The organism is Paracoccus maritimus (genome assembly GCF_025195095.1).
GTDB lineage: Bacteria > Pseudomonadota > Alphaproteobacteria > Rhodobacterales > Rhodobacteraceae > Paracoccus > Paracoccus maritimus.
The window spans coordinates 1-22,416 of the sequence record NZ_JANAVZ010000023.1 but is presented as its reverse complement, the minus strand read 5'-3'; the positions used below and the strand labels follow the sequence as shown (position 1 = coordinate 22,416).

12 protein-coding genes, 1 tRNA gene, 7 pseudogenes and 1 riboswitch are annotated in these 22,416 nt (G+C 61.6%); of the genes and pseudogenes, 12 read left to right on the top strand and 8 right to left on the bottom strand.

Going from position 1 to position 22,416, the window contains the following annotated elements:
* The first annotated feature begins 71 nt into the window (after positions 1 to 71).
* Positions 72 to 148, top strand: a tRNA-Met gene (locus MU516_RS18725).
* 462 nt (positions 149 to 610) lie between these two features.
* Here MU516_RS18725 and MU516_RS18720 read toward each other — a convergent pair.
* Both MU516_RS18720 and MU516_RS18715 read right to left on the bottom strand, forming a co-directional pair.
* Positions 611 to 2,485, bottom strand: coding sequence for a DUF927 domain-containing protein (locus MU516_RS18720; RefSeq protein ID WP_260278735.1), 1,875 nt, complete (start codon positions 2,483 to 2,485; stop codon positions 611 to 613).
* 304 nt (positions 2,486 to 2,789) lie between these two features.
* The gene (locus tag MU516_RS18715) at positions 2,790 to 4,412 is read right to left on the bottom strand and encodes a relaxase/mobilization nuclease domain-containing protein (RefSeq protein WP_260278734.1); all 1,623 of its coding nucleotides are present in this window, start codon (positions 4,410 to 4,412) and stop codon (positions 2,790 to 2,792) included.
* 21 nt (positions 4,413 to 4,433) lie between these two features.
* Between MU516_RS18715 and MU516_RS18710 the strand changes: the two are divergent.
* From MU516_RS18710 to MU516_RS18700, 3 genes and pseudogenes are all read left to right on the top strand, one after another.
* Positions 4,434 to 4,967 (top strand): annotated as a pseudogene (locus MU516_RS18710) (radical SAM protein); the annotation flags it as partial.
* Complete coding sequence (locus MU516_RS18705; RefSeq protein ID WP_260278733.1) at positions 4,967 to 6,397, top strand: UdgX family uracil-DNA binding protein; 1,431 nt, start codon at positions 4,967 to 4,969, stop codon at positions 6,395 to 6,397. The pseudogene MU516_RS18710 and the gene MU516_RS18705, both read left to right, overlap by 1 nt.
* Positions 6,398 to 6,760: 363 nt before the next feature.
* Complete coding sequence (locus MU516_RS18700; protein ID WP_260278732.1) at positions 6,761 to 7,945, top strand: zinc-binding dehydrogenase; 1,185 nt, start codon at positions 6,761 to 6,763, stop codon at positions 7,943 to 7,945.
* A 183-nt stretch (positions 7,946 to 8,128) separates the two neighbouring features.
* Here MU516_RS18700 and MU516_RS18695 read toward each other — a convergent pair whose 3' ends face one another.
* From MU516_RS18695 to MU516_RS18675, 5 genes and pseudogenes are all read right to left on the bottom strand, one after another.
* Positions 8,129 to 8,563, bottom strand: a complete 435-nt coding sequence (locus tag MU516_RS18695; protein ID WP_260278731.1) for a pseudoazurin — start codon at positions 8,561 to 8,563, stop codon at positions 8,129 to 8,131.
* A gap of 17 nt (positions 8,564 to 8,580) precedes the next feature.
* Positions 8,581 to 9,312 (bottom strand): annotated as a pseudogene (locus MU516_RS18690) (ABC transporter ATP-binding protein); the annotation flags it as partial.
* A gap of 26 nt (positions 9,313 to 9,338) precedes the next feature.
* Complete coding sequence (locus MU516_RS18685; RefSeq protein ID WP_425606888.1) at positions 9,339 to 10,394, bottom strand: FecCD family ABC transporter permease; 1,056 nt, start codon at positions 10,392 to 10,394, stop codon at positions 9,339 to 9,341.
* Positions 10,391 to 11,392: an ABC transporter substrate-binding protein gene (locus MU516_RS18680; protein WP_260278729.1), complete on the bottom strand. Its 1,002-nt coding sequence runs from the start codon at positions 11,390 to 11,392 to the stop codon at positions 10,391 to 10,393. Before MU516_RS18680 ends, MU516_RS18685 begins: the two co-directional genes overlap by 4 nt.
* Positions 11,393 to 11,542: 150 nt before the next feature.
* Positions 11,543 to 11,757, bottom strand: a riboswitch (cobalamin riboswitch).
* Positions 11,758 to 12,578: 821 nt separating this feature from the next.
* Positions 12,579 to 13,450, bottom strand: a pseudogene (locus MU516_RS18675) (IS5 family transposase).
* Between the two features lie 123 nt (positions 13,451 to 13,573).
* Between MU516_RS18675 and MU516_RS18670 the strand changes: the two are divergent.
* Positions 13,574 to 13,711 (top strand): annotated as a pseudogene (locus MU516_RS18670) (IS5/IS1182 family transposase); the annotation flags it as partial.
* Positions 13,712 to 13,961: 250 nt separating this feature from the next.
* Here MU516_RS18670 and MU516_RS18665 read toward each other — a convergent pair.
* Positions 13,962 to 16,559 carry a calcium-binding protein gene (locus tag MU516_RS18665; RefSeq protein ID WP_260278728.1) on the bottom strand — a complete coding sequence of 866 codons (2,598 nt, stop codon included), beginning with the start codon at positions 16,557 to 16,559 and terminating at the stop codon, positions 13,962 to 13,964.
* A 299-nt stretch (positions 16,560 to 16,858) separates the two neighbouring features.
* Here MU516_RS18665 and MU516_RS18660 point away from each other — a divergent pair.
* The 7 genes and pseudogenes from MU516_RS18660 to MU516_RS18635 form a co-directional block, all read left to right on the top strand.
* Positions 16,859 to 17,791: pseudogene (locus tag MU516_RS18660) on the top strand (IS5 family transposase).
* 653 nt (positions 17,792 to 18,444) lie between these two features.
* Positions 18,445 to 18,726 (top strand): hypothetical protein, encoded by a 282-nt coding sequence (locus tag MU516_RS18655; protein ID WP_260278726.1) that lies wholly within the window; start codon positions 18,445 to 18,447, stop codon positions 18,724 to 18,726.
* Positions 18,727 to 19,090: 364 nt separating this feature from the next.
* Positions 19,091 to 19,492, top strand: a complete 402-nt coding sequence (locus MU516_RS18650) for a hypothetical protein (RefSeq protein ID WP_260278725.1) — start codon at positions 19,091 to 19,093, stop codon at positions 19,490 to 19,492.
* 58 nt (positions 19,493 to 19,550) lie between these two features.
* Positions 19,551 to 19,742, top strand: a pseudogene (locus MU516_RS19530) (hypothetical protein); the annotation flags it as partial.
* Between the two features lie 33 nt (positions 19,743 to 19,775).
* The gene (locus tag MU516_RS18645) at positions 19,776 to 21,269 is read left to right on the top strand and encodes a calcium-binding protein (protein WP_260278724.1); all 1,494 of its coding nucleotides are present in this window, start codon (positions 19,776 to 19,778) and stop codon (positions 21,267 to 21,269) included.
* A 165-nt stretch (positions 21,270 to 21,434) separates the two neighbouring features.
* On the top strand, positions 21,435 to 21,839 hold the full coding sequence (locus MU516_RS18640; protein WP_260278723.1) for a GSU2403 family nucleotidyltransferase fold protein: 405 nt from the start codon (positions 21,435 to 21,437) through the stop codon (positions 21,837 to 21,839).
* Positions 21,836 to 22,416: pseudogene (locus MU516_RS18635) on the top strand (SUMF1/EgtB/PvdO family nonheme iron enzyme); the annotation flags it as partial. The gene MU516_RS18640 and the pseudogene MU516_RS18635, both read left to right, overlap by 4 nt.

The following is a 22,416-nucleotide window of genomic DNA, read 5'->3' as shown; positions in this document are numbered from 1 at the left end:
CAGACCTGGAAAGAAACGGAAACTCTCTGAAACGATGACAAAAGCACCGCAGATCACCGCGATGCAATTGGCGCGGGGTAGAGCAGCCCGGTAGCTCGTCAGGCTCATAACCTGAAGGTCGTAGGTTCAAATCCTACCCCCGCAACCAACACTAATTCCTCACTGAAATCAGCATCTTGCAGATCTGCTTCCGCAGATTGCGCATTGGTTGTCTTTTTCCGCCCCGCTTTCCGCGGGGCTTTTTGCGTTTCCGCGGCCAGCCCTGTCACCGGCATCCCGGTTGCCAGGCGCAACAGGCTCGCCAGCGCGCCGTGAAGATCGATCGTCAGACCGCGGCCGTGCGGGTCCGGCGCCACCACGATCTTCTCGATCATCCTTGCATCTCAGCCCGCTCGACCCGCTTCTCTACGGGGTGCATGGTGTGCGCGCACAACTGCTCATGCAGCAGGAAGACTACGAAGCCGCTGCCATAAGGAAAGCCGGCAGGCGATGTTGGACCGTTGGACCGTTGGACGGGCATGCCCGGCCTTCGTCGACGGAACCCGCCCGCTCCGCCATGAACGAGCGGCCATCGCCGTTTCTGCGCCGGACCGTTGGCCCGCAGCGGGGATCAGCCCGGTTCGTCGTCCTCGATCCGGTCGCGATGCAGGCGATAGCAGCGGGGCCGTCCAAGGACCTTCCGATCGGGCATCTTGTATTGCAGGGATCTCTGTTCTCCGCCGGGCGCGAGGATGTCGCTGTCCCGCAGCTCGCCCCAGATGCTGTCGGTGTCGTCGAATTCCTCCTCGACGGGCTGTTTGCGCAGGTAGAGGTGATCATCGTCGCGCCAGCCGATGGCGTCGGGGGTGATCTCGAGAGGGTGTTCCGGGTCGAGATCCATGATCCGCGCGGCATGTCGTGCGACATAGGCGCGGACCAGGTCGAGTGAACCCGGAATGCCCACCAGATCGGTGGGCTCCGGTGGAGGAAGGGCGATCCGCGCCATCGCGAGGGCGGCCTGGCGCGCGCTGCCTTCCGCCCAGGGTAGCAGCCCGAAGCCGATTGCCATCTCGCCGGCACAGCCCACGAGCGCGAAACGTTCCGCGACGGCCGACCGCTGGCCCGGCGATGCCGGGGCCTCTGCCCGACAATGGTCCTGAACCTCGCGGGCCAGGACAGGGAGGCGATCCGTGAGATCCCTGCGAATGCCGGCGAGATCAGCAACCACCCTTTCCAGCCACGACGAGAGCAGATGACCATTTTGGCGCCGCATCGCGGCCTCGAGTCGGCGGACGAAGCTGACGGCATCCTCGCCATGAGCCTCGGAGATAATGCCGTGAGCCGCATGATCCGCCGGAATATCGATAATGCGTGCGGCCAGGGCTGCCGGCACGTCCCTCTTCTTTTTACGCAGGCAGGCGGAGAGCGGCAGTTCGGAGGATGACAGAAGCACCCGCCGCCAGCGCCGGCCTCCATCCGGATCGCGATGGGAGACGATGCGTCCGGCGCCGGCATCGTCGCCGAGGGCCAGAAGCGCCTTCAGATGCCGGGCATCGGGATCGCGCGGGAAAGCATCGAGCACCAGCAATCCGTCCTGGGCTTCGGCGCTGAACCGGTGCAGTCCGGTCTGCGCGGCGGCCCACGGCGTCACGCTCTCCGGCACGCCGATGCAACTGCGGGCGAGATGCAGCATGAGGGATTTGCCGACGGCAGAGGGGCCGAAGACATTGAAGCCGGCCGTCTCGAAGCCCGACCAGCGCAAGAGGGGGCCGGCGAGGGCGGCGGAGATGGCGAAGACCAGCGCCGGATTACCCGCCGACAGCGCCGCGACCTCATCCTGCCAACCTTGCAGACTGCCGGCAGCCATCGGGCGCGGATCAGTAGCGGCCGCATGGACCACCGGGGCGCCAGGCGGTTGATGCACGCGACCGTCGGCCTCGACGAAGCTGATGACGCCATCGGGATCCTGGAACCAGCCGGCAGCGTCGGTGCGCCAGCTGTGCTCGGCACTGGGCCACGCCCGCAGCAGTGCCGCAACCGCGGGTATCCCGGAATGAATGGCCAGGCCGGTATCAAGCAGATGCATGAACGCCGGGCCACGCCCGGAATTGAGTTCGATCTTCGAGATCGCTGCGCGCTTCAGCCTGTCGTCCGCATCAAGATATTCGACCTCGATAGACCAACCGGAACCGTCGGTTCGGCGCAGCGTGCTGGCGACCCGGATCGGACCGCAAACAGCAGAGGGCGGCTCACCCTTTTCGACGATGATCCGGCTTTCCTCGCGAAACGAGTATTCGCGCGGCAAGCTGCACTTGAGCTCGGAGAAGAACCGCGCGACGGCCTCGGGCACCGGCTGCGCCGAGGGAGCGGTATCCTGTCCCGATCCGGCACCGCGGACCTGGTCTGTGTCCGGAGGCAGTAGGCTCTCGACCCATTGGCAACAGTTGATGTCCCTCGTCGCTCGGCCCGCGGTCTTGCGGTATTTGCTGGGAAACGGAATGATCATCGGCATATCTTCTTCGGTTGCGTCAGACGGACTGGCGCAGGATTTCGGTTTTCTGTCGGGTGCTCCGGAATTCTTTCCGGTCTTCTCTCAGTTTAGCCTGGCGAGACGAAATTCATCGCAGTTCAACTTGTGGTTCATGTGGAGAACGCAGGTATTCGGTGGGGTTTCCGTCGATTCCTGTGGAAATCGTCTCGCCTGACCTTCTGACCCTCGAGTTTGGCAGCGTCGGGTCTCGGAATTACCGCGGCTGATCCTGGCCCCTGTCGCGAAAAAGAAATTCGCGTGCCGGACAGGCCAACAGGGGTCAGGAGAGCGGTGAAGGGGTGGGCAGGTCGGCATGCGGGTTCGGTTCGGCATCAACGCCGCCGGGGCTGTCTGACAATTCGAGGACGCCGATCGCCGGAAGGACGGTCGTCACCTGCTCGAGGAACCCGGCCTGCGTCTTCGGGCACTCCACGACCACGACCGCGCGGCGTGGCCCGATCAGCGCCGCGATCTGCGCCGTCTGTCGCAGGTTCGGTGTTTCCGAGGCGATGATCACCAGAGCGTCGGCGCAGGCCGCCGAGATCCGCATGCCGGCGGCAGCGTCGGCGACCACGATACAAATCCTGGCGCGCGGATCGCCCAGGGAACCCAGCCCAGGCCGATGCTCGGGCACAAGATTGCAGAGGCCACGCCCGGGGAGCTCCCGCACCAGATCGTAGCCGAGGAGGTCGCCGCGTGATCCGCGCCGCGCGATCATCGCGAAGCCGTTGCCGAGCGCGCGCAGATCGGCCGCGTGATCTTCGTCGACGCTCGAGCCAAAGCCTTTGTGCCAGATCTGACGGAGGCACGTGTGATCCGGAGGCGTCTGCGCAAGCATGAACCCATCCCGAAGCGCCCCGGTCCGGCGCAGCCCGTGCCGATAGCGCAGCGCCCATTCCCGTGCCGGATCTTTGGGCTCAACGGCGCTGTCCACGCCGTCGGCACGCAGACGGGGGAGGGGAGCAATCTTGCGCAGCCGCATCAGGTCGTCGTTCTGATCTTCTCGGAGGACTTGAAGAAACGCCGACGCAAGGGTGCGCGGCATTCCTTTCAGGCGCTGGCCCAGCCTCTGGCGTTCATCGCGATACTTCAGTTGCAGCGCGGCGATGTTAGCACGGCGCGTCTCCCGGGCTGCATCGTAGCGTCGCCGCTCGGCGGAACGTGGAGCGCGAACCCGATCCGGCTGTCCCGGTGCCGACACAAAACATCCCAGACGCGCGACCAGACGCGGCATTGCGAACTCGGAGCCCAACTGACAGGCTGGCATCCAGTCGCCCGTGGTGACCTCGGTGATCCTCGCTCCCGAGCCACGCGCGAGATAGCGCAGCCCCAATCTCAGCAATCTCGCATGCAGCGCGATCCAGTCCGTGGCCGAGCGCATCGCCGTCCGCGCCGCATGTCGACGTTCGGCGGTCATTCTGTCCCGCAAAGGCATTCGTCCATTCCGCAGCGATGACCCGAGCACACCGCGCGGATCGGGTCGCAGTCCCGCCGCGCGGTCGGCGCGCTTTCCATGCCAATGCGCAGGGGGCTTCGGCACCAGAATGACCTCGCCCTCCATGACATCGTGGTCGAACCGGCCGCGATCCGGTGGCCAGCCGAAGCGATGCTCGATCTTTCGACACGCAAGCTCCAGGCGGGCGTAGTCATGGCTCAGCGACAGGGCCTTTCCGCTCAGCGGGTGTACGCGGTTCAGCACCACATGCGCGTGGATGTTCGGGCGATTGCGATGCACTGCCGTGACATACTGATCCAAACTGGCACCCAACGCGCGCACAGCGATGCGCGCGGCGGCAATGATCTCCGCATCGCGAGGGTTCTCGCCATCGGCCCAGGACAGGACGAAGTGGCATGAGGGATCGCGGAGGGCGGGGTTCAACCCCGCGCTCACAGCCATCTGCATGGGCGCGTCGCGCCAGTCAAGGCAAGCGACCGCGATATTCTCACCACCTCGGCGCGACTATACGCGTCTTACGATCTCAAGCGGGTCTATTACTCGGCCTTCTCGCCGATCCCGGATGCCTCGGCGGCCCTGCCGCTGATCAGGCCGCCTCTGATGCGCGAGCACCGGCTTTATCAGGCTGACTGGCTGATACGCTTTTACGGGTTCGAAGTAGACGAGCTTGCCGGCGCCGCAGCAGGCAATCTGGATCTGGCGGTTGACCCCAAACTCGCATGGGCACTGGCCAATCGCGAGCAGTTTCCGGTTGACGTCAATCGGGCGGGGCGCGAGCTTTTGTTGCGGGTCCCGGGGTTTGGCACGCGCACAGTCAATCGCATTCTCGCTGCTCGCCGGTCGGGCACGTTACGCTATGGCGATCTCTTGCGTATCGGCGCGCTGATGAACACGGCGAAGCCTTTCGTCACCATGCTCGACTGGTCGCCTGGAGTTCTGACCGACAGTGACAATTTGCGCGCCCGTTTCGCGGCGCCGCCGGAACAGCTCAGCCTTTTCTGATGTACCGAGTTGCGCTTCCCCTGCTCGGTTTTCTTCCGGTCTGGCGCGACGCTGCGCGACGCCTGGCCAGCCACGAGATTCCACCGCATCAGGTCGCATGGGATCGGAATGCTGGCCACGAGCTCTTTGCCAGCAAACACCCTCCTGAGACCGAGGGACCAACGCAAGTCACCGCACCGTCCGGGTTTCTGACGCTGTCAAAAACCGTTCTCTGCCACAACGATAGTGCTGCGCCAGCTTTGCTTTACACCGCATTGCATCGCCATCAGACCGACCGTCGCGCCTTGTCCAATCCAGCCGATGCACTTTCGCATCGGATCGAACGTTTGTCCAAGGCAGTTCGTCGCGACATCCACAAGATGCACGCCTTCGTGCGATTTCGGGAATTGCCACGCAACGGTCATCGCCGACGATTCGGCGCGTGGTTCGAGCCGGAACATCACGTCCTTGAGGCGGGGACGCCCTTCTTCGCCAAACGGTTCGCAGACATGGACTGGACGATTGCGACACCCGTCGGCGTCGCTCGGTTTGAAGACGGTAATCTGTCCTACCTCGCCCCCGCGCCGCCGCCTGATCTGCCGACGGACGCATCTGAGGCGCTTTGGGGTACATACTTCGCCAATATCTTCAATCCGGCACGCATCCATCTTCAGGCCATGCGCTCGGAAATGCCGCTGAAGTACTGGAAGAACCTTCCGGAAACACAGCTTATCCCTGAAATGTTGAAGAACGCGGAAAGCCGGGTCAAGTCCATGCGCGCGGCATTGCCGAGTGAGCCGCCGGCGCGGGCATCGCGGATCCTGAAGCGGAACCAGGCGTCCGAAACGGAAATGTCACCCACAAACCTCGCGGAAGCAAAGGCACAGGCAGCGGCATGTCGTCGATGCGACCTGTGTGAGGCGGCATCGCAGACGGTCTGGGGCTCTGGCGATTCTGCGTCGGGCCTGATGATCGTCGGCGAACAGCCGGGCGATGCCGAGGATCTATGCGGCCAGCCTTTCGTCGGTCCCGCAGGGCAACTTCTGCACAGCGAGATGGATGAGGCGGAGATCGGAGCGGCCTGGCTTACGAATGCGGTCAAACATTTCAAGTATCGCCAGCGCGGCAAGCGCCGTATCCACCAAGCCCCCAACCGTCAGGAGATCGTGCACTGCAGGTGGTGGTTGGACTACGAGCGCCGTTTCCTGGTGCCAAGACTGACGGTTGCCTTGGGGGCAAGTGCTGCCTTCGCCTTGACTGGCGACGACAGTCCGATGGAAATCCGCCGTGGTACGATAGAGACTGCCCGTGATGGCGGTCCTGTGTTGATAACCTGGCACCCAAGCTATATCTTGCGCCTTCCGTCCAAAGCCAGCGCCGATGCGCGCGAGCAATTGCGCGACGACTTGGTTAGAGCGCGAACAATTCTGGGCAATCAGAGCGTGAGCTGACGTGATCAGGAAACAGGCTGTTCTACAGCGATACGAAGTCCCACGGGCGCGCCGAACATCGCACGGCGGTCCTCTGCGCCATGAGAGGACCGGGGCCGGGATCTGCCGCACGGCGATACTGGCGATGCGCCCCGGCTTGTCAGGTGACATGCTGCCGCTACGCCACGCAGAGCCGATTTGAGAGCAAAGCGAAATCGTGTATTCCATCGCGAGGAAACCAAGCCATGTCAGCACATTGGATAGCTGCTCGGGAAACGCACGGGGAAAAAACGGTGTTGTGCATCTGACTTTCGAAATAAGCCTAGCTGGCACTGTCCAGGAGTCTAAGGCAGTGTAGGTTTCACATGACGCCGCAAGGGAGATTTGAGCCGAGGTTTCGCTTGCGGCACCCACCCATTACCTGATCTAGCGTCACCGAAACCTGGAGAGACCGCAATGTCGACCACCGGCAAGCAACTATTCACCACGCTCGACGCAGATGGAACGCTGATCGTAGCGATCGAGGAGGTCAGCTTTCCAGATCCGACCGGTAATCAGGTTCTCGTGAAGATGGAAGCGTCGCCGATCAACCCGTCTGATCTCGCTATCCTCGCCGGCGCGGCCGATCTGGAAAATGCCAGCTATGCGCCGGGCAAGTTCGTCGCCACTGTACCCGAGCCATACAATACCGGATCGAAAGCGCGCCACGGCTTGAAGCTGCCGGCCGGAAACGAAGGCGCCGGTACGGTTGTCGCGGCCGGTGACAGTGGCTCGGCCAAGGCGTTGATAGGACAGCGTATCGCTTGTGTCCCGGGCAATGCCTACAGCCAGTATTGTATCGCCGACGCGGCGTCGTGTCTGCCGTTGGGCGATCATTCGGCCGAGGCTGGCGCCAGCGCCTTCGTGAATCCGATGACTGCGCTAGCTTTCGTCGAGAACGCCAAGATGGACGGACAGGATGCGATCCTGCACACGGTCGGGGCCTCGAACCTAGGCCAGATGTTGACGCGGATCTGCAACGAGGACGGCATCGGCCTGATCAATATCGTTCGAAAGGAAAGCCAAGCCGATCTGCTTGCAAAGCTTGGATCCACGCATGTCGTCAACTCTTCGAGCGACGATTTCATGGGTCAGCTTCGGTCCGCGATCGAGGACACGGGCGCCTTCTACGGATTCGATCCAATCGGCGGCGGCAGATCGGTCGACCATGCGTTCCAGGCCATGGAACAAGTTGCCGTAAGCCGGATGGCGGAATACTCGCGCTATGGCTCGAACCAGCCGAAGCGAATGTTCATCTATGGACGGCTGGATACTGGCATGACCATGCTGTCGCCGAGTTACGGATTTGGCTGGACCCTCTCGGGCTGGTTGCTGTTCCCGTTTCTCCAGGCCGCCGGGTCCGGGACTGTCGCTCGGATGCGCAAGCGCGTGCTGGACAACCTCACCACCACCTTCGCCAGTCATTACAAGAAGCGCGTCAATCTTGACGAGATGCTGACCAAGGAAGCCGTTACCGATTACAGTTCGATGAAGACGGGTGAGAAGTACCTTGTTACGCCCTGGTCGTGACAGTCTGAGGCGCGGCTGGCCGAATCGTATCAGGGTTGAAGCACATCCTTGCGCGCCGGTTTTGCCGAGGCCTTGCGCCAGCTCGGCTTGACCGGGGAACATTGGTGCGCGGTTGAGCAGCGCAGTGGACATCTTCAGGCCGCCTAAGACCGAAGGCCATTCGCTCAGCCAATACTCAGAGCATCAGTATTCGTGATCACTCTCGACAATGTATGCCATGCGATCCTGCACCATGTCCGGCAGCGAGGTCGGAACGACGAGCTTGCCCGGATCGCCGTCTCCCACCTGCACCAGCATCACCATGCCCATCGTGTAGTGTGGGCTGCATTTGATGCCATAGAAGCCCGGTGTCTCGAACGTTACCTCGATCTCTTCGTTGATCTGCCCCTTCACCTGCGGCGCATCTTCGGGCCAGATTTCTGGGATGCTGGAGGCGTTATGGCTGGGATGCGTCGCGATGAACCTGACAATGTCGCCCGGTTGCAGCGCGAGAAAGTCCGGTTCGTAGACCATGCTTCCGCTTTCGCCCCGGTTCAGCATCCTGACCTCGTAGGTGTCGGACAGTGCAAGGCCAGGAAGCAGGGTCAGGACAGTTGCGGTCAAGAAGGTCGGCTGCATGGTCAGTCTCCGTGTTATCAACATGGGTGAAAACGCATGACGCGGCTGCCGTCATGCGGGTCGATCAGGGCGTTGGCGCGAACACCGAAAACGCGTGCCAGAAGCGCCGGGTCGAGGATCTCGGCGGGTGGCCCAAGCGCCCGCAGTCGGCCATTCTGCAGGACGGCCAGCCTGTCGCAGCGCATCGCCTGATTCAGATCGTGCAGAGCGATCACGACCGAGACTCCGAGGCTGCGGACCAGATCGAGGATCGCCAACTGGTGCCGAATGTCGAGGTGGTTGGTCGGCTCGTCCAGCAGCAGGATTTGCGGATCCTGCGCCAGCGCGCGCGCGATATGGGCCCGCTGACGCTCGCCACCCGACAGGGTCGACCAGTCGCGATTGGCCAGATGGGCCAGATCGACGCGCCGCAGGGCGTAGGCGACATGGGTGTCATCCTCGTCCGACCACGGGCGCAGCGCGTCCAGCCAAGGCGTGCGACCAAGGGCGACCGCGTTGCGGACGGTGATGCGGTCTGATGTCTCGGCGCTTTGCGCGACGAGCGCGATCTGCCGGGCAATCTGGCGCTGCGGCATGGCTGCCATCGGCTCCCCATCCAATCGCACAAGGCCCCGGTCGGGCCGCACCAGCCCCGCCAGAAGCCGCAGAAGCGTCGATTTTCCCGAGCCGTTCGGGCCGACAAGGCCCAGAACCTCGCCGCGTGCAATGGTCAGGCTGACGCCGTCCAGCAGGTCGCGGCCGCGCACGCGGCGGCCGAGGTCGTGGGCATCCAATATCATGGGGCAGACCTCGCGCGGATCAGGATGATGGCGAAGGCAGGCGCGCCGACAAGGGCCGTCACCACGCCGATCGGCAGGGTCTGGCCCGGAACCAGCATCCGCGCGATGACGTCCGCCGCAATCAGGAAAACCATCCCGATCAGAGCCGAGACCGGAACCAGGCGTGCATGCCCGCTGCCGACCAGGAACCGCGCTGCATGCGGCACCACCAGCCCCACGAAGCCGATGGCCCCGGTGATCGAGACCAGCACCGCTGTCGCCGCCGCCGTCGCGAGGATCAAGACACCCTGCACCCGCCGCACCGGCACGCCAAGCGAAGCCGCGGACTCGGTCCCGAAGGTGAAGGCGTCGAGCGCCCGGACATGCCACAGCGCCGAACCGACGGCGATCAGCACGGCGCCGACCGCCAGCCACACATCGTCCCATCGCACGCCCGAGAGATTACCCAACAGCCAGAACATGATGCCCCGCGCTTGCTCGGCGCTGGCCGAGCGCGCGATAATGAAGCTGGTCATGGCATTGAAAAGCTGCGAGCCGGCGATGCCGGCCAGCACGATCTGCGCCGCCCCCCGCGCCGTCGGCCCACCGCCGGAGAGCCGCGCCAGTCCCACGACCAGCGCAAAGGCCGCCAACGCCCCTAACAGCGCCCCCACAGACATCGGCAGGAACGTCGCGCCCAGCCCGGCCACCGCGACCAGCACCGCCCCCGTCGAGGCACCGGCCGAAATACCCAGAAGGTAGGGATCGGCCAGCGCATTGCGTAGCAGCGTCTGCAGGATCAGCCCCGAGATCGCCAGCCCTGCACCGCAGGCCCCGGCCACCAATGCGCGCGGCAGCCGGTAGGCCCAGATGATCCCCTTGTCGATCGGGTCCACCGGATAGCCGGCGCCCCAGAGTTGGTTGGCCAACGCCTGCCAGACGGTGGCAAGAGGGATCGGCGTCTCGCCCAACGCTGCCCCGACAAGGGGGGCTGCCACGATCAGCGCCGCCGCCCAGACCCAACCCGGCGCCCGTGGCCGCCGGATTGCGGCCACGTCGAGATGGCCGGTCACTTCGACAGCCTGTCCATGCCCTCGGCCAGAACCTCGAGCCCGTCGATCAGGCGGATGCTGGCATGCATCGCCTCGGCGTCCAGGATCACGATGCGGTTCTCCTTGACGGCGGTCATCTGGCCGGTCACGGGATCGGACTTGAGAAAGCGCAGCTTTTCCTCGAAGTCGTCAGCCGGAAAGCGGCGGCGGTCCATGCGCGCGATCACGATGACGGACGGGTCGGCGCGCGCTATCGTTTCCCAGCCCACGGTCGGCCATTCCTCGTCCGAGGTGACGACGTTGCGCAGGCCAAGCCGCTCCAGCATCCAAGCGGGAATCCCCATCGCGCCGGCCATGTAGGGATCAAGCTCCAGATCGGCGGACGAGAACCAGACCGCAGCGGAGGAGTCCGGCAGGTTCATCGCCGCCGCACGCTCGACCACGGCGGTCTCTCGCGCCTTGAGGTCGGCGATCAGCGCGTCGCCGGCATCCTGCGCGTCCATCACCCGTGCCATCTGGTTTATGCTGTCCCACACGGTCTGGATGTCGAAGGGCGCAAGGCGGGTGCCGTCCGCGCCAACGAGGTTGTCCTTGCCCTCGCAATCGGCGGGCATGACATAGGCCGGGATACCCAGATCGGCGAACTGCTCGCGCGTGCCGACGGCGCCCTGTTCGCCGATCATCCATTCGAACATCGTCGGCACGAAACCGGGGCGCTTTGCGACCACCGCCTCGAAGCTGGGCATGTTGTCGCTGATCCGTTCGACGCGCTCGTTCTCGTCCTCAAACTCGGGCAGCACGGCATTGAACCACAACGCGGTCCCCGCCATGCGGTCGGCCTGACCCAAGGCATAGAGGATCTCGGTCGTCGCCTGCCCGATCGAGACGACATTGTCGGGGCGCGCCGAAAAGGTCAGCGCGTGCCCGCAGTTGTCGATGGTCAGGGGATACTCAGTTGGCGCGGCCATGGCGGCGGGCGCTGCCATCGCGAAAAGCGCGGTCAAGGTGAAACGATTCATGGTCGTCCTTCATCATGCGAAGAACGGGGCAGAAGAAGGCGCATCGGCAGGGCGAAGGTCCGGCCTTCGACTCTGCCGCATCTAGCGGTCAGGCTCGATCACTGCCGGCTCGCGGCACATGCGGTCTTTCTCCGGGGCACCCCGCCCGGGTTGGTTTCGATCGCGATGGCAGGTCTCCTGACTTGCGGATCGTGGCCTTCCCCGCCTTCCCGGCGCTGCTGCGCCAGTGGCATCATGAGGTCGGCTCACCGCTTACAGTTGCGGGGGCAGTCGTGGATTTGGCGCCTGATGGCTACACCGCACCACGTTCCCTTTTCACCCGGTTTGGCGTGGCCGTCCCAGGAACCATCGTGGGCAGTCATGGTGGGAATCGGTGAGCAGGTCAACTGAAACTCGCCAAGTCGATCAATGCCGAATTTCGATAACACGCATTCAAGCATGCAGAAACTAACCGCGAAGAAGCTTGTGCGAGGATTCGATCTCGGTGCCGTCCGGAACTTTTCCTGAATGTCCGCGACTTCGGAGTGCGGCACTTGCGCGAAACGCTCGGCGTCTTTCGCAGACTGATTGGCCTGAGCGCCGTGCAGTTCGTCCCGGAGGGCATCTCGGGCAACGTTTCCGAGATGTGCTGTAGGAGGCTGTCCGAACCTGCGGTGATGCTGGCATCTCATCCCCAATTCCGATCCGAGGGTGCATCGTCAGAACCTCGGCGAGCCGAGGTCAATGCGCAGGAGCATCCGGAGCATTTCCCGACGCAGTCTTGTTGGTCGAGCGACAGCCCGAGCCGGATTCTGGATCCTCTCTCGCGAGAAACTAACCGGATATGTTTCTGGTGTCCCCCTCCTGAGCAGCCGGACGAAATACCACGCATCGGGCTGCCGGCAAGGTTGGGGCAATCAATTCGACGCCACGTGGCTGACTTCCCCGCTCCTCCGATCTCCCGACGTCGGAAACCGGCTGATCGAAGTTCGATGCGTGCCTCATCCGCGGGAGCGCCCGCGCATTTCGTCACCGCGGTCCGCACAGGGCGGCGAGCCACGCCCGCCTGGCGCCATCAGAAGGGCGGAGCGGCGGCATGGCATACCCGGTTTCTATATCACAGCTGCAATATATCCGGTTTCCTCTTCTGCGGGGCCCTGTTGCACAAATCGGGGTCTGGCCGAAGCTCCGCTTTCCCCGGACAGAGTTATCCTACGGGCCGGGTGACAGGTATGCCTAGCGTGGTGTAGCCGTTCAGGACGGCGATGCGGACCTGCAGTTCCGCGACTTGGCGGTCGAAGTCTCGGGCTATCAGGAATCGACCGAGCAGCTTGATGCAGTTCATCTTGGCTTCGACCCGGCTCCGGCGGTGATATCCGCTCCACCGTCGCGAGATATCGCGGCCCAAGTACTTCGCGGTTCGCAGCGCTTCGTTGCGAGCGACGGCACCACGGCTCGCCGGTTTCCAGGGCTTTGCGTTCTTGCGTGGCGGGATGACAGCGGCGGCACCGCGGGCCGCTATCGCCTCGTGGCATTTGCGGGTGTCATAGGCACCGGCAGCAGTCACCGAACCGATCTGCTCCCCTGGCGGGATCTGGTCGAGCAGGTCAGGTAGATAGGTGCATCACCTACGTTGCTTCCGGTGACCTTGACGGCCCGGATCTCCAGCGTTTCCTCGTCAGTTCCGATGTATTTCTTGCGCCAGATGCGCCGCTTGGAGCCACCGTGCTTGCGGGCGTTCCATTCGCCTTCACCCTCGGCCTTGATACCGGTGCTGTCGATCAGCAGGTTCAGCGGGCCTTTCCCTCCACGGGAGGGGATAGCCACGTTCAGCTTCCGCTGGCGGCGGCACAGGGTGCTGAAGTCCGGCACCGGCCAGTCCAGCCCCGCCAGCCGAAGGAGACTTTCGACGAATCCAGTCGTCTGTCGCAATGGCATGCCGAACAGCACCTTCATCGTCAGGCACGTCTGAATCGCCGCATCGCTGAAGCTCGGCTGCCGCTCACGCTTTCCGGTCGGAGGTGGTCTCCACACCATGTCAGGATCAAACCACACCGTCAGCGACCCGCGCCGCCTCAGCGCCTCATTGTAAGCCGGTCAGTTCGTGGTCCTATCCTTCATTGGGGCCCAACTGCTCGTGCCTCCCAGCTATCATTCTGGATTCATGAACGGAATCCCTCGAACGATTTGTGCAACAAGGCCATGCGCTGCCTGAAATCCTTAGGCGAGCTCATCATGGCTAGAGACCCGGACCGGTAGGCCGCCGGAATCCACATCCGCATCGCCCTCATGAGCCGCTTCGACGCCCTCGGCACCGCCGAGATCGTCCGTGTGGCCTGACGTCAGCGGGGTAGGGGGCGGTCACGCCTCAGGCTGTGATAATGCAACAACGCCGACCTCAACACCCAAACGCGTGAGAAACTCGCCCTCTGTCATCCCGCAGAGCGTGAGTTCAGATCACAGCCTTAAGCAGAAGGTGACCCGCATTCCTACTGATCCTGCAGGTTTCAATCTGGCACAAATGCCCTCAGGAGTGGCTACCCAACCCATCGTCAAACCCTGTTCCAGTGGCGCTGACGGGGAACAAGCTTCAGGTCAGGCCGCAGCGACTGAGTACGACCACGAGGTGTGACAGGACATAGCGAGCAATTCTGCCGTGAAACTGCTCTGGGCGCGTCACTTTCGCAAGCCGCGGACCTACAATCCAGTAGGCCCGGACAAATGCCTGGCCAGCGTGGAACCGGATCAGATGCCGGTCCCGGAAATGCCGCAGCGCCACGACATCCGGATGCATCCGGTTGCCATAAGCTGCGGTTGCCACGAAACAGGCCCCTCCAGATGCGTCCTCCGGGTTTTGCTCATCCTCGTCGTCGGGTTGCCGATCATCTTCCGGATCCGGAAGCCGGGTCGGGATGTCCGGATCACTCGGGTCCTCCGGGGTTCCCGGATGGGGATCAGGATGTTCCGGCTCAGGATTTGGGTTGGACGGATCCGGCTTGCCCGGATTGCTCCGGGGACGCCAAGGGTCCTCTGCATCGGGATCGTAGCCTGCGTACTGTGCGGGTGACAGCTCAAGCCTGTTGAGGGTCGCCTCGATTTCCTCCCATGACAGATCGAAATCGCCGCCGTCGTCGGCGGTGGCTGCGCCGACGCCATCATAGATCTCAATGACCTGCTCATAGGTCAACCCATCGAAGAAATCCGCGTCCGGGTAGCCGCCGGAAGCAGCTGATGCGTACTCCACACCAGGTTCGGCATCGTGTTTGCCGGCGAAATCGAGCACATTGTCCTGCAAGGTTTCGAGACGACCAGCGCCTCCAGAGAGGCGCACGAGCCCACCATTGGGCAGGTCGATCAGCAGGTCGCCGTCCACGACCCTGCACGCATCTCTCAGTTCGTCGCCGGATTCAAAGGTTCCGCCTAGGCCGAGCATGTCGTCATCCGAGAAGTCGCTGATCACCACCTCTTGGTCCGACATGGCATAGACTAGGTCACTGCCTCTCCCGGTCTCGATTTCAGCACGATCATCGTCATTGCGGCCGGTGGCGAGTATGACATCGTCACCATCGCCGCCCTTCACGGTGTCATCGCCGCCATCTGCGAATATTACGTCGCCCTCGTCGCCAGCTTTGAGGAGGTCGTCCCCTTTGCCACCGCTGAGCACGTTTCGACCGCCGCCGCCATCGAGCGTATCGTCACCAACATGGCCGCGCAGGATGTCCATGCCCTCGCCTCCGACGATCTCGTCCTCCACCATGCCGGCACTCTCGTCGGTGACGTTATGAGCGCCCTCGATCGTGAGGTCCCGGCCGGGCTTGGACATCACGAGAACAGCCATCTCGCCGGGAGCGAGTGTGACGTCGTCCGGCGCAGCCTCGCCACTCGTCACGTTCATGTCGCCCCGGGCATCGGCGATCTCACCATTTTCGGGTGGCTCCGGGATAGACTCGTCATACCACTTGGAATAGGGCGAATCCGCGTCCTTCAGGTGGTGGACGGCGACGTGCCAGCCTTCCGGTATCTCAGCGAGACCAATCTTTCCGTCCTCGTCGCCCTGATTGTGAAGGAAAATCACCCTCTGACCCGCGTCGCGGAAGCCCGTCACCTCGAAGCTCTCGGGTATATCGAGCTTGGCGGACGCGTCTTCGTCGCTCATCGTGGATTTGCCGATCAGGTTAGACTCGGCAAGATCGTAAACCTGCCCCAGCGGGGTCGCCTTGACAACGATATCTCCACCATCGGCTTCGCCGGGGGGGAACCTCGTGTCATAAAACTTGTTCGAAAGCCATTCGTAGGAAATGCCCCAGTGCTGATACTCATCGACGCCCTTGTCGATATGGCCGGAGAACTCTTCGATCCATGCCGCGGCTTGGTCTACCCCCGTGGCGGTGTGCCCAGTCACGTTGTACTCTGACACGGATAATTTCAGATCCTCTCGAAACCCCTTGATCTCGCGGAACTCCTTCATCGGATCGATGGCCCAGTCCTGCTGCCATTCGGTATGGTTCCGATCGAGATTGGGATAGGAATGCTGGAAGATGGTGTCGACGAGTGCACGGTTTCCGGGACTGATCATGGACGCGATGTCCCGGGATTCGTCCGGGCCGTCCCCTCGCCACGCAGCACCAGCCTGGATGCCGATGCCTGGCGTCTCCCAACCCTCATGCTGATCCGTGATCCGCTCGGCCATCTCATGGAGCGACTTGATTTCCGCGTTGGCGACCATACCGTATTGCTTCGGGGTCATGGGGCCGAACATCTTCGAGCCCCAGAACTCGTTTCCGATCTCGAAATCGCGGATCTTTACATCCGGATATTCGGACAGAGCCCGCTCAAGTTCGCCGATATAGCGGTCGAATGCGTCATGACGGAATGTTCCGCTGTCCCGATCGAAAAACTGCTGGCTCGGCACGACAATCGTGAGGCTGGTGTCGGTCTCGCGAGCAAACTCGAACGCTTCCCGGATCGTCATTAAATAATTCTCGTCCTCGCGATCCATGGGCTCGCCGAACATGCGCTGAAGCCCACCATTTTCCCAAGTTTGATCCTCGGTGACGCTTCCACCAGGATAGCGAAAATTGCTAAAGGAAACCTCTTTAAGAACTTCGCGGAATGGCGAACCTGACTCGACGCTGTCGCGTGTGAGCACAATATTTCCGCCGAAATGACCTGCCGTCACCATATACATTGTTTTTCCCGCCATATTTTGACGACGAATGGCATCCAACCAGGAACGAACAGCGAGAGCGAAATGAGAAGCTCGCAAAGTTCATAAATCCAGCCGTGACACGAATTGCAGATCGCCAGGAGTCTCAACTAATTGAGACATTTGATCGGAAAAATTAAAGTGAGGATAACGGTCGCCCTGAACTGCTGGAATTTAGGGATGCTTTTATTTAAGAATTTATCTATTAGGTTCTGATGGCGTCGTTGCGCGAATCGGAGGGAGGGATTCACTTAGCGAATCCTGACGGTTAGATCGGGCGCATGCCGAAGCCCACACCCACCCGCTACCGCACGACGGACTGGTCAACCTAAAACGCGTCGCTCAGGCAACGGGGCTCGCTCTCGGTCTGGTTTGATCCGGACATGGTGTGGCATGCGGAGAAGTCAGGCAAGCGGGGACGACCCGAGACCTTCTCGGATGCGGCGATCCGAACCTGCCTGACGCTCAACGTGCTTTTCGGGCTTCCAATCCGCCAGACGGTGGGACTTGTCGAGAGCCTGATCCAGATGGCCGGAGTCGATACGCCGGTTCCGGATTTTTCGACATTTTGCCGTCGCCAGGCGCGGCTCGCGGTGCAGATCCCGTATCGCGCCTCCGGGCAGCCGCTGAACCTGTTGATCGACAGCATTGGTATCAAGTTCCGCAGCGATGGTGAGTGGCTGGCCCGCAGGCATGGAACCTCGCGCCGCAGGCAATGGCGGAAACTACATTTCGCCATGGACGCAGGCACGGGAGACGTCAGCGCTCTGGAGTTCACTTGCAGCCGTCAGGGCGACAGCCCGTTGCTGCCAGAGTTGTTGTCTCAGATTCCGCCCGACAAACCGATCGATACCGTCACCGCCGACGGTGCCTATGACACGCGACGGTGTCATGAGCCGATCATCGAACGAGGTGCCGATGCTATCATATCCATTCGTCGCAACGGACGCGCCTGGAAGGCAGACTGTCCGGGGGCCATTGCGCGAAACGAGGTTCTGCGTGCAACACGGCACTTGGGCCGGGCGCTCTGGAAGAAGTGGGCGCGATACCATGTCCGCAGCAGGTTAGAGCCCAGGATGAGCTGCCTGAAGCGCTTTGGGGAGCGGATCATGCCACGAGACCCCGACCGCCAAACCGCCGAAATTCACATCCGCATGGCAATCATGAACACCTTCACGGCCCTCGGCAGGGCCGAGATCAAAGCCGTCGCCTGAACTCACGTCGGAAAGCGCAAACTCACCCAAAAATCTGATTTGCGCAACAACGCCGGCTTATCGGTCCGGATAGAACCTGGGCGTCGTCTGCTTGTAGGCCGCCCAGATTCCCATCCAGCCGCTTGGCAGTGCGGCATCGTGGCGCAAAAGCGCAGACAAATTTACCCGGTATTTGCAGTTTATGCAACCACTCCTTCAGTCGGCAGAACCATCAGCATGCACCGGGGTCTCTGCTGCGAAGTTTGCATTCTGCGCCAGGGGCAAGACTGACGTGCCTACCTTGCCCGCTATCGGTAACACCATGACAGGATGCAAGCGCCTCCTCCGCAACAGCGCGGAGGAGAACGCTTAATTATCCGATTTCAGCTTCAGCAAGTTGATAAGTTTATTGGATCGCGATCAAGGGTAACGCTACAGCAGTACTGTTAATTAAATGACAAGAAACCTTTAAAATGGAGTTAATTTCGATTTTTTGCCTCCGCGCCCCGGGGCAATGGCAGCACCGTTCGACGTTGATGTGTAGGCCGCATGATCTCTCCGTTCGATGCAGCAACGCACAGCACATTAGGATTTGGGTAACTAAGCCATGGCACGTTTTCGATGTGATTCGCGCACCCGTCACATTCGCATAAGGAAACCCAATGCGCCGGACAATGAACTTCGATACACTGAACGAATATCTGACCGCTGCCCACGTCACCGTCATGTTGTGTCGGGCACATGCCGATCAGTTCGACCTGGATCAGGAAAGCTCTTCAGATATCGAGTTCAAGATTTCTCAGCACATATCGGAACTCGAAGATCTGAGGCATCAAGTCTTGACGAGGAACGTCAGCAACAGAAGAGCGGCACCGAGCGGCGGCGGGCAAATTCTGCCGATGCGCCTCAATCAGGCCGAGCCCGGGCGCACTCCGAACCTTCCTTCAACGATGTAGCGCGCGGGTTTCGGAGCAGTCCGTCCCGAGACGCTATTCATCTTCAGCGTGCAGGTCATTCAACCATTTCGCGCTTCCGCAGGATACCGCAAGTGATGTCCACGCTTGCTTTAACCTTGGACAGGCGGACGTTGCGCCAAGAAGGTAGCTACCATCATGGAATCGAAAGGAATTCAGTAGACCGGCCTACTTTTCATTCAAGGCGTGCCTTTTGAGCAACAGGACGGTAGTGCACCTCTACCCTCAGTTGTTTTAGGGAACCAATCTGTTCAATCTCCGTTTGTCGATGGATGCTCCACCTAGCTCGCTAGTGGTTGTCGCCTCGAGTCTGAACCCAACCAACCGTTTACGGATTTTTGCTGAAATGCAGGCCGCCTGCTTAGTCTCCTCCGTCGTCGCGGGTGCGCTGGGTGCACTCATTGCCTGGCTTGCCGATTTTGGTATGGTCACGATCTTCCTGTCGTTTTGGGCGACGGGGACCACGGCATTGATCCTGACGGCATCATTGCAAATTATTTTCAGTGTGGTGTCTCGATGGTGGTGGGCGCAATCGATCTCGTTCCGTTTCCATACGATCCTGTTGCAATCCTGCATTGTCGCTGGCGCTGGAATTGGCTCGCTTATTCTAGTCTTGCTTGGATCTGTTTCGACTTCAGCGGCCTTTCTGGGTTTCGTTCTCATTCTGGCTTCGCCGGCTTGGCTAACATATGCGCTGGATAGCCATCTTGGTCCGCCAATGCCGTCCCGGCCCCGAGGGTATCTTTAGCACAATTAACCTCAGCTCAATTTCCTCTTCGTAAATTTAGTCGATATCGATCCGCAAAATGCATTCGCTTTTGCGGCACGGAAGAGGTGTGCGCACTCTTCAGGATAAGGCGCGCCCTTGGCAACCAACGAGGACTGCACCGATGGCGAATGTCTATGGAACACGCGGAGACGATCACTTGATGGGAACCAGCGACGCCGATCGGCTGGATGGGCGTTGGGGGGTCGACATGCTTCACGGTCTAAGAGGCGACGATCTGATACACGCCGGCCGGCTTGGCGGCATGGTGAGCGGCGGCGACGGTGACGACATCATCCATGGCTACGGTTTTGGAGGGCCATCGCCTCACCGGTATCAGACCCATCTCATGGGAGGGTTCGGGAATGACATATTCAAACTCCACGTGGGCCGGTTCAGTTCTGACGACGCGTCCTATCGCTTCGGTCACCATGTCTTCGGAGGTCAAGGCAATGATCGGTTCGAGTTCGTCGGGGTCGGTCGCTCGAACCAGCGCGTGATCGGACGCATCGACGATTTTGACCCCAGCCGCGACACGATATGGGTCGATGGTCAGCTGGTCGATTTGTATGATCCTCCCGAGAATGTCCGCGTGGTGGCCCTGAACGGGCAGCAATGGCTTCTGATCGACGAACGCATTCTGTACTCGCTTGACGGGGCGCGTCACCGCTCGGCTACGGTGGCGGCAGACGGCAAGAACGCCGACGAGTTGCAGGAAGATCATTTTATCGACTGGCCGCGGCAATGGGCGAAACATGTCCCTCAGTCCGCGACGGTAAGATACCACGACCCGGTAAACGCTGTTCCAGAAAAATACTTTGAAGATGTCCCCGGTGATCTAAACCGCATCTCGGCCTCCTCGCAACTCGTGGAAGGCACAGGCGGCGCAGATTTCATCCTGGGTGCGCAAAATGTGGACAACCTGATCCGCGGCGGCCAGGGGGCCGACTATATCTGGGCAAACCGCGGTGACGACTCGATCAACGGTGGCGCGGGGGACGACACGATAGACGGCTTCTTCGGCAACGACGTGATCTACGGTCAATCCGGAAATGACATCATCAACGGGAATAAATCGCACGACCTGATCTATGGCGGTCCAGGCAACGACACGATTTCGGGTGGCCTGGACAACGACACGATCCACGGTGGCATCGGCTGGGATCTTGTTTTCGGTGGTTCTGAACATGACAAGATATTCGGAGATGCCGGAAACGATCGTCTGTTTGGCGGCCCCGGAAACGACACCATCGTCGGATCGACAGGGCACGACAAACTCTATGGCGACTTCGGAAACGATATCCTGCGCGGCGGCAGCCACAATGATCTTCTGGTCGGCGGCGCAGGTCACGACCGCTTGGCAGGCGGCACCGGCGCAGACAGTTTGACGGGGGGATGGGGTCGAGACCTGCTTCTTGGCGGAGAGGGCGTCGATTTGCTGCGCGGCGGCCCTGGTGCGGACACGTTCATCTTCCACTCTCCTCGCGACGCCCCGGATGGCAGGACGATAGAGACGATCATCGATTTCCAGCGGGGCATCGATACGCTTGATCTTCACGTCATGGACGCCAACGTGTCGCGTCGCGGAAACCAGGCATTCGACTTCAGTGACAGCGGCCCTGCCGCGCACTCGGTCTGGGTTGTTCGACATCAGGACGACGTTATTCTCCGTGGAGATGTTACTGGCGATGGCAGCGCCGATTTTGCGATCAAGTTTCTGAACGAGTCTGACCTCCGCGAGGCGGACATCCTGATGTAGCTTGGCGCCAGTGCGCGGTATCCGGTGCCGGTCGGCTCAGAAGAGGAAAGAGATAGATACCAGCGCACTCCACAGGAAAAGCGCGGCCGGCAGAATAATAAGCTTTATGGCGAGGGACCACGCCGCCACGATCACGCATCCGCGCAGACATGCACAGAACAGGTCTTGGGCGGCTATCTGCGGGCGCAACGACATCAATTTACTGTTCCGATAGTGGCTCGCGCACAATCGCAAGTATCGCAAGAACGCGATCATGATCCGATCCATGCGGCAGCCTTCTATCGATCTGGCGTTCTCGTTCAGGTGCCGCGCCCGGAGCGCTACGCGATCCACAAGCCGATCATCGCCGATCGCCGGCGCGACGGGGCAGGCAGCCTCAAGTCCGCCAAGGATCGAGAGCAGGCGGCCTTCCTGATCGAACCGATGGCCGAGGATCGGCCCGATGATGTGGCCCGGGCCTATGCCGCTGCGTTGACGATTGGTCCGCACTGGCGCGAGCACATCGACAATTCGCTGAAGCGCCTGCCGGAAACCAAGACCATTCTCGACAGCCTGGATACCGCGAGGTGATACTGCTGGGATGTGGATCATGCCGCCGACAAATCCACGCACACAGATCGATAATAACCGCTACGCCGCGAACTCGACAGTGCTGTGCCCATCCGCGCGATTGCTTAGGGTCCAGACTCATTGATGGTCATAGCCAGAAGATGACGGCTGCGGCGAGCGCGATGGCGGACATGCCTGAGGGACCGGGATCGGACACCAGCGCGCGTGCAGATCATCCGGTGGTCCATATCACATGGTATGACGCGCTGGCTTATTGAACTTGGGCGGGTCTCGCGCTGCCGACCGAGGCACAATGGGAACGGGCGGCGCGTGGGGGGCTGGCGAAGCGCAAGTTTCCCTGGGGCGATGAATTTTGCCCCGGCGGCGTATTCGCAATGAGCACCTTTCAGGGCAGCTTTCCCGGTCATAACAGCGCTGTGGATGGCTGGATCAACACTGCCCCGGTCGATGAGTTTCGTCCCAATGGCTACGGCATGTTCAACATGACTGGCAATGTCTGGGAGTGGGTCGCGGACCGATTCGGCCCGCTGCCCAAGGCCGCCCGCCTGCCAATCGCCGATCCCACAGGTCCTTCCGT